At 74.2% G+C, this 13,367-nt stretch carries 10 protein-coding genes and 3 tRNA genes; 9 read left to right on the plus strand and 4 right to left on the minus strand.

What is annotated here, in order from left to right; all coding sequences use genetic code 11:
* Window positions 1–37 precede the first annotated feature (37 nt).
* Window positions 38–427: a DUF805 domain-containing protein gene (locus tag ACFWDO_RS19795; RefSeq protein ID WP_380324098.1), complete on the minus strand. Its 390-nt coding sequence runs from the start codon at window positions 425–427 to the stop codon at window positions 38–40.
* Window positions 428–670: 243 nt separating this feature from the next.
* Between ACFWDO_RS19795 and ACFWDO_RS19800 the strand changes: the two genes are divergently transcribed.
* Window positions 671–1,501 (plus strand): DMT family transporter, encoded by an 831-nt coding sequence (locus ACFWDO_RS19800; RefSeq protein WP_380324104.1) that lies wholly within the window; start codon window positions 671–673, stop codon window positions 1,499–1,501.
* A gap of 13 nt (window positions 1,502–1,514) precedes the next feature.
* Here ACFWDO_RS19800 and ACFWDO_RS19805 read toward each other — a convergent pair whose 3' ends face one another.
* The gene (locus ACFWDO_RS19805) at window positions 1,515–2,117 is read right to left on the minus strand and encodes a bacterial proteasome activator family protein (RefSeq protein ID WP_380324095.1); all 603 of its coding nucleotides are present in this window, start codon (window positions 2,115–2,117) and stop codon (window positions 1,515–1,517) included.
* Window positions 2,118–2,171: 54 nt separating this feature from the next.
* On the minus strand, window positions 2,172–3,149 hold the full coding sequence (locus tag ACFWDO_RS19810) for an NAD(P)H-quinone oxidoreductase (protein WP_380324092.1): 978 nt from the start codon (window positions 3,147–3,149) through the stop codon (window positions 2,172–2,174).
* A gap of 183 nt (window positions 3,150–3,332) precedes the next feature.
* Here ACFWDO_RS19810 and ACFWDO_RS19815 point away from each other — a divergent pair, with 183 nt between their 5' ends.
* The 5 genes from ACFWDO_RS19815 to ACFWDO_RS19835 all read left to right on the plus strand — a co-directional run bounded on the left by ACFWDO_RS19815 (window position 3,333) and on the right by ACFWDO_RS19835 (window position 9,093).
* Window positions 3,333–7,037 (plus strand): nitrate- and nitrite sensing domain-containing protein, encoded by a 3,705-nt coding sequence (locus tag ACFWDO_RS19815; RefSeq protein ID WP_380324089.1) that lies wholly within the window; start codon window positions 3,333–3,335, stop codon window positions 7,035–7,037.
* A 34-nt stretch (window positions 7,038–7,071) separates the two neighbouring features.
* Complete coding sequence (locus tag ACFWDO_RS19820; protein ID WP_380324086.1) at window positions 7,072–7,521, plus strand: roadblock/LC7 domain-containing protein; 450 nt, start codon at window positions 7,072–7,074, stop codon at window positions 7,519–7,521.
* A 10-nt stretch (window positions 7,522–7,531) separates the two neighbouring features.
* Entirely contained in the window at window positions 7,532–7,948 is a 417-nt protein-coding gene (locus ACFWDO_RS19825) for a DUF742 domain-containing protein (protein WP_380324083.1), read from the plus strand.
* 397 nt (window positions 7,949–8,345) lie between these two features.
* Window positions 8,346–8,891, plus strand: coding sequence for an ATP/GTP-binding protein (locus ACFWDO_RS19830; RefSeq protein ID WP_380324101.1), 546 nt, complete (start codon window positions 8,346–8,348; stop codon window positions 8,889–8,891).
* Window positions 8,892–9,005: 114 nt separating this feature from the next.
* A tRNA-Ser gene (locus ACFWDO_RS19835) sits at window positions 9,006–9,093 on the plus strand.
* A gap of 51 nt (window positions 9,094–9,144) precedes the next feature.
* On the opposite strand, the gene ACFWDO_RS19840 is transcribed toward ACFWDO_RS19835, so the two are convergent.
* Complete coding sequence (locus ACFWDO_RS19840; protein ID WP_380324080.1) at window positions 9,145–11,034, minus strand: GMC oxidoreductase; 1,890 nt, start codon at window positions 11,032–11,034, stop codon at window positions 9,145–9,147.
* Window positions 11,035–11,146: 112 nt separating this feature from the next.
* Here ACFWDO_RS19840 and ACFWDO_RS19845 point away from each other — a divergent pair.
* From ACFWDO_RS19845 to putP, 3 genes are all read left to right on the plus strand, one after another.
* Window positions 11,147–11,238: transfer RNA gene (locus ACFWDO_RS19845), tRNA-Ser, on the plus strand.
* Window positions 11,239–11,423: 185 nt separating this feature from the next.
* Window positions 11,424–11,496: transfer RNA gene (locus tag ACFWDO_RS19850), tRNA-Arg, on the plus strand.
* A 190-nt stretch (window positions 11,497–11,686) separates the two neighbouring features.
* The gene (putP, locus tag ACFWDO_RS19855; protein ID WP_380324077.1) at window positions 11,687–13,192 is read left to right on the plus strand and encodes a sodium/proline symporter PutP; all 1,506 of its coding nucleotides are present in this window, start codon (window positions 11,687–11,689) and stop codon (window positions 13,190–13,192) included.
* The last annotated feature ends 175 nt before the right edge of the window (window positions 13,193–13,367 follow it).

The following is a 13,367-nucleotide window of genomic DNA, read 5'->3' on the forward strand; positions in this document are numbered from 1 at the left end:
GCCCGGGCCGCCGTCGTCGTGCGTGGCGGGTGGCGCGTCAGGCCGCCGGGGCGCCGTACGGCGCGCCGGTCTGGGCGCCCTTCGGGTTCTCGCCGTACTGGTTCGCGCCGGGCTGGCTGTCCTGCGCCCACCAGACGATCAGCATGATCCAGCCGATGATCGGCAGGAACGCCCAGAACAGGCGGAAGCCGGACTTGCCGGTGTCGTGCAGGCGGCGGGCGCCGACGGCCAGCTGCGGGAGCAGGAGCGCGAGCGCGGCGAGGCTGTTGAGGATCGCGTTCTCGAACAGCATGCGGTCGAGGCTGTTCGTGATGATGTTGACCAGCACCACGAACAGGTAGAAGTACCAGAACTCCGAGCGGCGGGCGCGGCCCGTGAACGTGGCGTACTGGGAGAAGACGGTCTTGATCGCGTCCTGGAAGGACATGGCGGCCTCACGGGGTCGTCGGAGGGGGCGTCCGGCGGAGCCGGTGCGCGCGGAGTGCGCGCTGCCCCCGGTGGCCCCGCGAGCGTAGGGGGCCCGCGCACCGCACGTCCAGGCATCGTCCACGGATCGTCCACATCCCGGGCGTGGAGACGTCCTCGTCCGGGGGCGAGGGCGCCCGCGCGGCGCCCGTATGCTCCCTGGGTGCCGACCCCCGCCCCCACCCCGCGCGGAGCGCTGGACCGCGTGCCGGCGCCGCTCCTGTTCATCGTCTCCGGCCTCACCCTGTACGCCGGGGCGGCCGTCGCGGTCGGCCTCTTCGACACGCTCGCCGCGCCCGCCGTCGGCTGGTGGCGCATCCTGCTCGCCGCCGTCGTGCTGGTCGCGTGGCGACGCCCCTGGCGGCGCCGCTGGAGCCGGCACGACTTCGTCGCCGCCGCGCTGTTCGGCGTCGTCCTCGCGGCGATGAACGTGGCCTTCTACGTCGCCGTCGCGCACCTCCCGCTCGGGGTGGCCGTCGCGATCGAGTTCCTCGGCCCGGTGGCCGTGGCCGCGATCACCGGGCGCGGGTGGCAGGAGCGCGCCGCGATCGCCGTGGCGGCGGCCGGCGTGCTGCTGCTCGCGGGCGTCACCCTCGGCTCCGGGATCCCGCGGGAGGATGCCGTCGTCGGGCTCGCCGCGATCCTCGCGGCGGCCGCGTGCTGGGCCGGGTACATCGTGCTGGGCAAGCGCGTCGCCGGCGCAGGCACGGGGATCGACGGGCTCGCCGTCGGCATGGTGGCGGGCGCCGTCGCCTTCGCGCCGTTCTTCGGCTCGACGGCGGCGACCGTCGTCCCGGATCCCGCGCTGCTCGTCTTCCTCCTGGTCGTGGCGGTCTGCTCGTCCGTCGTGCCCTACGTCCTCGACCAGGTGGTGCTGCGCCGTGTCGGGACGGCGACGTTCTCCGTGATGCTGGCCCTGCTGCCGGCCACCGCCGTGCTCGTGGGCGCCGTCGTGCTGCAGCAGATCCCCACCTGGCCCGAGCTGGCCGGCCTCGCGCTGGTCTCCGGCGCGATCGCCATGACCGCCCGGACCTGACCGACTGGCCCGGCTACAGGTACTGGCCGGGCGAGGGGCGGCGGTCGTCGCCGGGCTGCGCCGGTCCTTCGCCCGGCCCGCCGGGACCGCCGGGCCCGAACGGTGCCGGGTGCGCGCCCGGCGGGAGCGCCCGGCGCATCTGCGAGAGCTGCGCCTGGGCGGCCATCTGCTGCGCGACGAGCGCCGTCTGGATGCCGTGGAAGAGGCCCTCGAGCCAGCCGACGAGCTGCGCCTGCGCCACCCGGAGCTCGGCGTCCGACGGCACGCCCTCGTCGGAGAACGGCAGGGTGATCCGGTGCAGCTCCTCGACGAGGTCGGGGGACAGGCCCTCCTCGAGCTCGGTGAGGGAGCGCTCGTGGATCTCCGCCAGGCGGGTGCGCGCCGCGTCGTCGAGCGGGGCGTCGCGCACCTCGTCCAGGAGGCGCTTGATCATGCCGCCGATGCGCATGACCTTCGCCGGCTCCTCGATGCGCGACGTCTCACCCGGCTCGGCGTCGGGGGCGCCGCCGTCGGGGCCACCCTCCTCGGCGGGGGCGGAGTCCTCTCCCTCGGGCGCGACCACCCGCGCGCGGGGCTCGTCGGAGCGTGCTTCGGTGGCGTCGTCGCTCTCGGTCATGCCTCCCAGTGTGGCCCAGCCCACCGACGACGGCCGGTCGGGCCGCGGGACCCGTCAGGGGACGAGGAGGACCTTGCCGAACGGCACGCCCGACTCGAGCAGCTCGTGCGCGCGGGCGGCGTCGGCGAGGGGGAGCCGAGCGTGCACGACGGGGCGCACGCGGCCGTCGGCCACCATCGGCCACACCCGCTCGCAGACCGTGGCGACGAGGGCAGCCTTCTCGTCGGCGGACCGGGAGCGCAGCGTCGTGCCGGTCACCCAGGCCCGCTTCGCCATGAGGGCGGCCAGGTCCAGCTCGCCGCGGCGGCCCTGCTGCAGCCCGATGACGACGAGCCGCCCGCCGGGGGCCAGCGCCCGCACGTTGTCGCGCAGGCCGCCCCCGCCGAGCACGTCCAGCACGACGTCCGCCCCGCGCCCGTCGGTCGCGTCCCGGACGGCGGCGACGACGTCCTGCGTGCGGTGGTCGACGCCGACGGCGGCACCGAGCTCGACGCAGCGGGCGGCCCGCTCGGGGCCGCCCGCCGTGGCCACGACGTGCGCGCCGAGCGCGGCCGCGAGCTGGACCGCCACGCTGCCCACGCCGCCGGACCCGCCCTGCACGAGGACGGTCTCCCCGGCGTGCAGGCGCCCGGCGTCGACGAGGTTGGTCCACGCGGTGCACACCGCCTCGGGCAGGCCGGCGGCGTCGACGAGCCCCACGCCGTCGGGCAGGGGGAGCAGCTGGGCGGCGCGCGCGACGGCCTGCTCCGCGTACCCGCCGCCCTCGAGCAGCGCGACCACGCGGTCGCCGGGTGCCCAGCCGGTCACACCTGGGCCGAGCGCGCGGACCGTACCCGAGATCTCGAGACCCGGCCACTCGGGAGCGCCGGGCGGCGGCGGGTAGTTTCCCGCGCGTTGTAGCAGGTCAGCACGGTTGACGCCCGCCGAAGCGACGTCGACCAGGACTTCGCCGGGGCCCGGTTTGACCTGGTTGACGAGGGATAGGGCGAGTTTCCCTGGACCGCCTGGTGCCGATATCGTGACCGCTCGCACACCGATGGAGCCTACTCGCGCGCCTGGAAGCCCACCCGGGCCGCGCCGAGGGGTGCCGGACGTGATGGCACCCATCCGGGATACGGACGGCGACGGCCGCCCGCACTCGACGAACAGTGTTGGAGAGAGGTTCAGATGCTCCGCAGGTTGGGCGTTCGCGGGAAGATTCTTGCGACACTCGCCGTGCCGATCTTCGTCCTGGCGTTGACGGCGGGCTGGATCACCTGGCAGTCGTTGCAGGAGAACACGCGGGCCGAGCAGACCGCCGCGCTGATGGAGTCGCTCGAGGCGCAGGACTCCGCCGGCTCGGCGGTCGCCGCCGAGCGCGGCACCAACATCGGCGTGTGGATGGGTCTGCCGGGCGCGAAGAAGCAGCTCGTCGGCCTGCAGGAGAAGACGGACGTCGCGCTCGACGCGCGCAACGACGCGCTCGAGCCCCTCGCCACGACGAACCTCTCGCCGAACGTCCAGGACGCCGTGGCGCGCACGATCCGCGACCGGATCGCGATGGACGACCTCCAGCGCAACGTCGCCGCCAACCAGGTGACGGAGAAGCAGGCGACCGAGCGCTACACCGCCCTGATCGAGAGCGCGCTCAACGTGCCCCGCTCGGTGGCGCAGAGCTCCGAGGACCCCCAGCTGACCCGGCGCGCGCAGGCGTACATCGCCCTCGACGAGGCCATGCTCGCCAACACCCTGGAGCGCCCGCTGGTGGCGGCGGTGCTGCAGCAGGCCGCGAACGGCGAGGAGATCGACTCCGAGCTCGTCAGCCGCATGGTCTCCGCGCTCGAGTCGACCGACTCACTGCGCAAGGAGGCGCAGGACCGCCTCGACGCGATCCCCGGCGACATCAAGGTCCCGGCCTATGACCCGTCGCTCGACCGCCTCCGCCTGCAGCTGCGGTACTGGAACCTCTCCGGCATCGAGCCCGAGGTCGCCGCCAAGTGGGGCGAGCTGTCGCAGGGCTGGGTCGACGCCACCCAGGACGTGCGCGACGAGGTCCGCGCCGACTCCGTGACCCGTGCGAACGACCTGGCCGGCCAGGCCCAGCGGACCGCGATCCTGACCGGTGCCGGCGCGTTCGGCGTCGTGCTCGTGTCGCTCCTGCTGGCGCTGCTCATCGCGCGCCGCATCGTGCAGCCGCTGGCCCGCCTCACGTCCGCGACGGCGGACGTCCGCGACCGGTTGCCACGCATGGTCGAGCAGATGGCGGTGCCCGGTCAGGGCCCGTCGATCGACCTCGTCCAGGTGCCGGTCGAGTCGAGCGACGAGATCGGACGACTGGCGGCGGCGTTCAACGAGGTGAACGAGACGACGATGGTCGTGGCGCGCGAGCAGGCGGCGCTCCGCGGCTCCATCGCCGAGATGTTCGTCAACGTGGCCCGTCGCGACCAGGTGCTGCTCAACCGCCAGCTGTCGTTCCTCGACGAGCTGGAGCGGTCCGAGGAGGACCCGAGCACCCTGTCGAACCTGTTCCGCCTGGACCACCTCGCCACGCGTATGCGCCGCAACGCCGAGTCCCTGCTCGTCCTCGCGGGCATCGACTCCGGCCGTCGCGTGCGCAACCCGATGCCGATCTCCGACGTCGTCCGGACGGCGTCCTCCGAGATCGAGCTGTACGACCGCGTCCGCCTCGACCTGCGCGTCGACCCGCACATGCTCGGGCACAACGCCCTGAGCGCCGCGCACCTGCTCGCGGAGCTGCTGGAGAACGCGACGATGTTCTCCGAGCCGCACACGCCCGTCGAGGTGTCGACGGCGCGCGACCAGCGCGGCGTGGTCGTCACGGTCCGCGACCACGGCCTGGGGATGAGCCCCGAGGAGATCGCGGACGCCAACACGAAGGTCGCCAGCCGGGCCGCGTCGGACGCCGTCGGCGCCCAGCGCCTGGGCCTGTACGTGGTCGGCCGTCTGGCCGATCGCCTCAACGCCCGCGTGTCGTTCCGCGCCGGCGACGGCGGCCAGGGCACCGAGGTGACGGTGCTGTTCCCGGCGGACCTGTTCCTGCCCGACGACGCGCTCCCGCTGCCCGAGCCGACGGACCCGCTGGAGGCGGCGACGCAGAGCGCGGCCGCCGACCTGAGCGGCCAGGCCGTGGGCACCGTCGCCGCGCCCGCCTCGAGCCCGGTCGACGCCGTGCCCGCCGCCGCGGAGAGCGTCGCCGAGCCCGCACCGTTCGCGGAGCCCACGCCCCTCGCGGAGCCCGCGCCGTTCGCCGCGCCGGGGTTCGGTACCCCGGTCGACGACACCCGGACCATGCCGACCCCGGCGATCTCGTCGTCGCTGCCCGTCGCGCCCGAGCCCCCCGCCGCGGTCGCGGTGGACCTCGACGCGCTCACGGACGGCACGACGTCGATCGGCATGCCGCGCCGTCGGCGCTCCGAGGCTCCCGCGGACAACGCCCCGGCTCCCGCCGGCGTCGACACCGGCCCGATCGTGCTGCCGCCGCTGGCCACCCCGGACCTCCCGGAGCTCGCGGACGAGTCGACCACCGACGCCTGGCGCCCGCCGGCGGCGGTGGAGGCCTCCGCGTCGTCGCTGCCGAGCCGGCACCGCGCCGAGCCGGAGCCACAGGCGGCGGAGCCCGAGCCCGTGTCGGCGCCGGTGCTCAACGTCGACCAGCGCGCGGGGCTGTTCTCCAGCTTCCGGTCCATGGGGTCGATCGACGTCTCCGAGACCGAGAGCACGCTGCAGCTCGACGCCGTCACGGAGGACCCGGCCGCGCTCCCGGAGGCGTTCGCCCCGGTGGCCGTCGACGAGCCGCCCGCGGCGGCCCACGTCGTGCCGGTCGCCGAGCCCGAGGAGGCGCCGGCGCCCGCCCCGGCGCCGGCCCCTGTGCAGCAGGAGGCGTACCGCCCCGCCACTGAGGCCTCGCCCGCGGTGGCGCTCCCCACGCGCGCCGCTGCGCCCGCCCCGGCGGCACCGGTGGAGCCCGGTCCGGTCGCGCCCGCCGCGGCCTCGCCCGCTCCGGTGGCCCCGGCGCCGGCGCCGGTCGCGTACGCCGGCCCCGCCACCTCGGCGTTCGAACCGGTCGTGCGCGAGGTCGTCGAGCCCGTCGCGACGTCGTCGTTCGACCCGGTCACGCCCCCGGTCCAGGCGCCGCGCGACTCCCTCGCCCCGGCGCCGCAGGCCGAGCCCGCCCAGGACGCGTTCCAGGAGCTCCCCGCGTTCGAGGACCTCATCGCGGACCTGCCGACGCGTCGCGCCGCCCGCGAGAGCGAGCAGGCGCAGGCGGGCCGCAAGCGCGGCCTGTTCGGCCGCAAGCCCTCGTCCGAGGAGCCTGCGGCGCCCGCCGCGTCGACGCCGTTCCCGGCGTCGATGGGTGCCGTCCAGGAGCCCACCCGCCCCGAGCCGGCGCCGTTCGACGCCGCCCCTGCGGCGTACGAGGCGCCGCGCGAGGAGGCCCGGCCGGAGCCGCGCGAGGAGCCGGCGGCCACCTCGTACGGCGGCTCGGTGCTCCCGCTGCGCCCGACGGAGACCGGCGGCAACGACCCGCTTGACCCGCACTTCGTGCCGGACACGGTCGAGGCGCGGTCGGAGTGGATGGCCTCGGCCGTCCTGTACGAGGAGATGTCCACGATGCTGCAGCGCGGCGTCTTCCAGGAAGGGAACGTGACTTCGACGAACGACGAGCAGACCTACCGCCCGACGACGGTCTCGAGCGTGTCGGGCGGCCTGGCACGGCGCCAGCGGGCGGGGGAGACCTCGGGGGCGACCGAGCGGTTCACGGCCCGTATCGAGCGGGACCCGGAGCAGCTCCGCTCGCGTCTGTCGGCCTTCCAGTCGGCCACGAGCCGCGGCCGTGACGACGCGAGTGCCCTCGGGGCCTCGACGCCGGCCGTCCCTACCGTGAATGATGTCCCTGGATCCGCGCCGCAGCAGCGGTGACCTGCGCCTTCGGCGTACTTGACGAGGAGGAAGCGTGACCCTCAGTACTGAAGCGACCAACTTCGGGTGGCTTCTCGACAACTTCGTGCGCACCGTCCCGGGCAGCCGCCACACCCTGGTGGTCTCGGCGGACGGTCTGCTCATGGCGATGTCCGACCAGCTCGACCGCACCAGCGGCGACCAGCTCGCGGCGATCGTCTCCGGCATGTCGAGCCTCACCCGTGGGGCCGCCCGCCAGCTCAACGGCGGCAACGTGCGCCAGGCCGTCATCGAGATGGACAACGGGTTCCTCTTCCTGATGAACGTCTCGAACGGTTCCGTCCTCGCGGTGGTCGCCGAGTCGTCCTGCGACATCGGCCTCATCGGCTACGAGATGGCGCTGCTCGTGTCCCGCACCGAGGCCACGCTCACCCCGCAGCTGATCTCGGAGATGCGAGGGAACCTTCCGGTGGACGGCTCGACGCGCTCCGCGCGGGTGGGATGAGGTCGCGACCATGACGCATGCATCGTTCGGTTCTCTGGGTGCGCACTCGGCAGACGGCTACGAGGCCTCGACGGTGCGTCCCTACGCGGTCACGGGCGGCCGCGTCCGTTCCGCCATGTCCGACCTGCCGCTCGAGGCGCTGGTCGAGGTGCTGCCCGGTGCCGTCACGAGCATGGGCCTCACTCCGGAGAAGCGGGCGATCCTGCAGCACGCCGCGCACACCTACGTCTCGATCGCGGAGCTCTCCGCGCTGCTGCGCCTGCCCCTCGGCGTCGTCCGCATCCTGGTCGCGGACATGCAGGAGGAGGGGCACATCACCGTGCACACCTCGACCCCGGTGAACGTCCACACGGGTCACGGCAGTTCCCACTCGGGCCTGTCTCTGAGCGTCTTGGAGAGTGTTCTCAATGGCATTTCCGCCCTCTGACAGCCCGACGCCCGGAGCGTCCGGGGGGATGTCCCCGGCCTGGGCGCCGGTCTCGCAGACCGTCGGCGCGGTGAGCACGCCGACGGTCGGCGGTGCTCCGGCGGCGGTGGGCGCCCCGCAGCGGCAGAGCGTGCTCGGCGGTGCCCCGGCGGCCCAGGCAGCCCCTGGCCCGATCACCTCGGTGCCGACGGCCGCCGCCCCGGTGGCCGAGGCGGCGTCGCGTCCGGTCGCGCAGCAGGTCCAGGCGCCGCAGACCGCGGCCGCGCAGGCTCCGGCCGCGCAGGCCCAGCCCTCGCAGGCGGCGCCGGCCGCGGCCGCGGCGACCCCCGCGGCCCCGGCGCAGTCCGCCCCCGCGGCGGCCCCCGCCCAGCCGTCCACCGCCCCGACCGTCACGAAGATCGTCGTCGCGGGCGGGTTCGCCGTCGGCAAGACGACGTTCATCGGTTCCATCTCCGACGTCGAGCCGCTCAACACCGAGGCCGCGATGACGGAGCACTCGGTGGGCGTCGACGACGCGGGTGGCGTGTCCGACCGCAAGACCACCACGACCGTGGCGATGGACTTCGGCCGCGTGGCCCTGCCGGGCAACCTGTGGCTCTACCTGTTCGGCACGCCGGGCCAGGACCGCTTCCTGTTCATGTGGGACGACCTGATCCGCGGCGCCATCGGCGCCGTCGTGCTCGTCGACACGGACCGCCTGGAGCAGTGCTTCCCGGCGATCGACTACTTCGAGTCGCGGGGCGTGCCCTTCGTCGTCGGTGTGAACTGCTTCGACGGCGTGGCCAAGCACCGGCTCGAGGACGTCCGCGAGGCGCTCCAGATCCCGGCGCACGTGCCGATGCTCTACACGGACGCCCGCTCGCGCGCGGCGACGAAGCAGACGCTCATCGCCCTGGTCCAGCTCGCGATGCGCCAGCTGCGCTCGGGCGGCGGCGCGGCCTGACGGTCGCCCGTCCACCGGCCGTCCCCGCGGCCCCGGTGCGCCTCGGCGTCCGGGGCCGCGGGCGTGCCCGGCCGGTACACTGCTGAGCCGGACGGCGGCCTCGCCGCCGTTCCGGGAGGGCTGACAGAGCGGCCTAATGTGACGGTCTTGAAAACCGTTGTGCAGCAATGCACCGGGGGTTCGAATCCCTCGCCCTCCGCCACGCACCAAAGCGCCCCCGACGGTCCCGTCGGGGGCGCTTTCCTGCGTCGCCTCAGCGGATCTCGACGATCGGCAGCCGCAGGGCGCCCGGCGCGGCGGCCGGGACGACGGGATGGCGTGGCGCCGTGGGCGGGACGACGGCGTACGCGGACCCCGGTGCGGGCCGGGCGTCGGGGTCGCCGCGGTGGGGCCACAGGGCGCACGCGCGCTCGGCCTGGGCGGCGATCGTCAGGGAGGGGTTGACGCCGAGGTTCGCCGTCACCGTCGAGCCGTCGAGCACGTGCAGGCCGGGATGGCCGTGCACCCGGTGGTACGGGTCGACGACGCCCGTGTCGGGGGAGTCGCCGATCGTGCAGCCGCCGAGGATGTGCGCGGTCATCGGCACGTCGAACGGGTCGCCCGCGCTGCCGCCGGCGAGCCCGCCCATGCGGGCCGCCATCGCGCGGACGGCGTCGTGGGCCAGGGGGATCCATGTCGGGTTCGGCGCACCGGTGCCCTGCCGGGACGTGAGGCGCCGCCCGAAGGGGCCGCGCCGCGTGAACGTCGTGAGCGAGTTGTCGCGGCTCTGCATCACCAGCGCGATCACGGTGCGCTGCGACCAGCCGCGGAGGTCGTAGAGGGCCGGGACGTCCCGGCGCCGTTGCCAGAGCTCGCCGAGCCACCGCCGCCAGCGCGGCCCCTCGCCCGGTGCGACGCCGTCGACCAGCACGGTCTGCAGCAGCCCCATCGCGTTGGAGCCGCGCCCGTACCGGACGGGCTCGACGTGCGTCTGCTCGTCCGGGTAGAAGGACGACGTGATGGCCACGCCCTCGGAGTAGTCGGGCTCGCCGACCTGCCCGCGCCGCACGGGGCGCATGGCTCCGAGCAGCGCCTCGGAGTTGGTGCGCGTGAGGTGCCCGAGACGGTCGGACAGGTGCGGCAGGTCGCCGCTGTCGCGCATCGCGTGGAGGAGCCGCTGGGTGCCGAGCGTGCCCGCGGCGAGGACCACCTGCCGGGCGCGGTAGGTGCGACGGCCGGCCCAGCCCCGTCCTGTCCGGTGCGTGCGCACCTCGTAGCCGCCCTCGGCCCGTGGCACGACGGCGGTGGCCGTGGTCAGCGGGTGCACCCGGGCGCCGGCACCCTCCGCGAGGTGCAGGTAGTTCTTGACGAGGGTGTTCTTGGCGTTGTGCCGGCAGCCGGTCATGCACTCGCCGCAGTGCAGGCACGGGTTCCGCTCCGGTCCCGCGCCGCCGAAGAAGGGGTCGGGGACGGCGGCGCCGGGGGCGCCGCACGGCCGGGTCGGGTCCGCCGTCTCCTCGTCCCCGAGGAACACGCCGACCCGCACCTTGCGGAACGTGTGGCCGACGCCCATCTCCTCGGCGACGTCGCGCATCACCTCGTCGGCCGGGGTCGTGCGCCGGTAGTCCACGGCGCCGAGCATCCGCTCCGCCTGGTCGTAGTACGGCTCGAGCTCCGCCTTCCAGTCCGTCACGTGCGCCCAGGCGGGGTCGGACCAGAACGCGTCGAGCGGGCGGTACAGGGTGTTCGCGTAGACGAGGGAGCCGCCGCCCACGCCCGCGCCGGCCAGGACCAGCACGTCCTTGAGGCGGTGGATCCGCTGGATGCCGAAGCAGCCCAGCGCGGGCGCCCACAGGAAGCGGCGCAGGTCCCACGACGTGCGCGGCAGCTCGTCGTCGGCGAACCGGCGGCCGGCCTCGAGCACTCCGACGCGGTACCCCTTCTCCGTCAGTCGGAGCGCCGCCACGCTGCCGCCGAACCCCGAGCCGACGACGAGGACGTCGTAGTCGACGTCCTGGTCTCCGCGCCCGTCGTCGCCATGCTCATCGGCCTGGTCCTCGGCCTCGTCGTCGCCCTGGTCGCGAGGGTGCCCGCCGTCGTGCGGGGTGGTGTCCGGGCGCCCGTCAGGGGCGCGCCGGCGGTCCTGGTCGTCGTCGTCCAGCATGGGCCCGACCGTAGCGTGGGCGGCCGTGTGGCGGGGTCGACGGCGCGCGGCTTTGCCCCCGGGCATCCCCGGCGGTTAGTCTGGGCGCCGCGGTGCTGCTGTGCTGCCGCGAGGAGACGTCGCATAGTCTGGTCTAGTGCGCCACCCTGCTAAGGTGGTAACGGGGCAACCCGTTCGCGGGTTCAAATCCCGCCGTCTCCGCCAGGAAGGCTCCGGCTGCTGAACGCCCGGGGCCTTTTCTGTTGCCCGGGACGGTGGGGCGACGGCGAGGACGGGCCCGAGAAGCCCGGCTCCGGTGTCGTGCATCACGATGGGCATCCTCGGTTTGGGGAACCGGCCGAGGGCCTGTAATGTTCTCGTCGGTCGGTGCGACAGCGCCGATCAGGACTGCGCCCGTAGCTCAACGGATAGAGCATCTGACTACGGATCAGAAGGTTGGGGGTTCGAATCCCTCCGGGCGCACCGAAGACACCACGGCTCGATCCCTCCTCGGGATCGGGCCGTTGTGTTTTCCGGCCCTTTGGGGTGGCACAGCAGCGAGGTCAGCGCCGACCGCGTACCGACCTGGCCCCGGTCCGTCGTGCACCACGCGGCGGTCGGCGCGTCCAGCGCCAGACGCTGCAACGACACGACCGAGAGGGTGATCGATCGCATGAGCGATCAGACCTGGCAGACGATCGCGATCGTCGTGTACCTCCTGGCGATGCTGGGCATCGGGTACGCCGCCTACCGCCGCACCGACGACCTGGACGACTACATGCTCGGCGGGCGGCGGCTGCGCCCGAGCGTCGCCGCGCTGAGCGCGGGAGCCTCCGACATGTCGGGCTGGCTCCTCATGGGCCTCCCCGGCGCGATCTACCTGACGGGCCTCGTCGAGGCGTGGATCGCGGTGGGCCTGACCATCGGCGCCTGGCTCAACTGGAAGTTCGTGGCGCCGCGCCTGCGCGCCTACACGGAGGTCGCGAACAACTCGATCACCATCCCGAGCTTCTTCGACAACCGGCTGCGCGACCCCGCACACCTGCTGCGCATCGCGGCCGGCGTCATCGTCCTGGTGTTCTTCACGTTCTACGTCTCCTCCGGGATGGTGGCCGGGGGGACCTTCTTCGAGAGCTCGTTCGGCCTGGACTACCTCACCGGGCTGCTCGTCGTGGGCGGCGTGACCCTGGCCTACACGCTCTTCGGAGGCTTCCTCGGCGCGACGTGGACCGACGTGGCCCAGGGGCTGCTCATGCTCGCGGCGCTCGTGGCCGTGCCCGTGCTCGCGATCGTCGACCTCGGCGGCTGGGCCGCGGTCCAGGAGGGCATCCGCGCCGCGGACGCCGACGGCACCACGCAGCACCTGTCGTTCTTCGCCGGCGCGACGGCGACCGGGGTGATCTCCGCGCTCGCGTGGGGGCTCGGGTACTTCGGCCAGCCGCACATCATCGTGCGCTTCATGGCGATCCGGACGCCGCAGGACGCGACCGCGGGCCGGCGCATCGGCATCGCCTGGATGGTGCTCACCGCGCTGGGCGCCGTGACGACCGGACTGGTGGGCGTCGCCTACGCGAACGTCGAGGGTCTCGAGGTCGACAACCCCGAGACGATCTTCCTGCTGCTGGCCCAGCTCCTCTTCCACCCCCTGATCGCTGGCCTGGTGCTGGCTGCGGTGCTGGCCGCGATCATGTCGACCATCTCGTCGCAGCTCATCGTGTCCTCGTCCGCCCTCGTCGAGGACCTCGTCAAGATGACCGGGCTGCGGCTGAGCACGCGCGCCGAGGTGATGCTCGGCCGCGGCGGAGTCCTCCTGGTCGCGATCGTCGCCGGCCTGATCGCGCTGGACCGCACCTCCTCGATCCTCGATCTCGTGGGGTTCGCCTGGGCAGGGTTCGGCTCGGCCTTCGGCCCCGTCGTCATCCTGAGCCTGTACTGGCGCCGCCTCACGCGGTGGGGCGCGTTGTCCGGGATGGTGGCGGGAGCCGTCGTCGCGTTCGCGTGGGGACGGTCCGGGCTCGCGGACACGCTGTACGAGATCGTCCCGGGCTTCGCTGTCGGCCTCCTGGTCGCCGTCGTGGTCAGCCTCCTGACGCCCCGGCCGGACGCCGCGGTGCTCGGGGAGTTCGACGCCGCGCGGGCGCTCGCCCGGGGGAAGGCGCCGGAGCCGGTGCCCGCCTGAGGCAGGCACGGGTACCCGCCGGGCTGTCAGGGCACGGCGGGTACCCGCCCCCCGGAGGCGTCGAGAGGGGCCTCTGGACCGGGCGTGGGGGGGGGGGGGGGGGGGGCCCCCCCCCCCCCCCCCGCGGGCGGGCGCCCCCCCCGGAAGAGGGGTAAAACAAAAACCCCCCGCGCCG

Origin of the sequence: Isoptericola sp. NPDC060185, assembly GCF_042728595.1 — a bacterium.
Lineage (GTDB): Bacteria > Actinomycetota > Actinomycetes > Actinomycetales > Cellulomonadaceae > Isoptericola.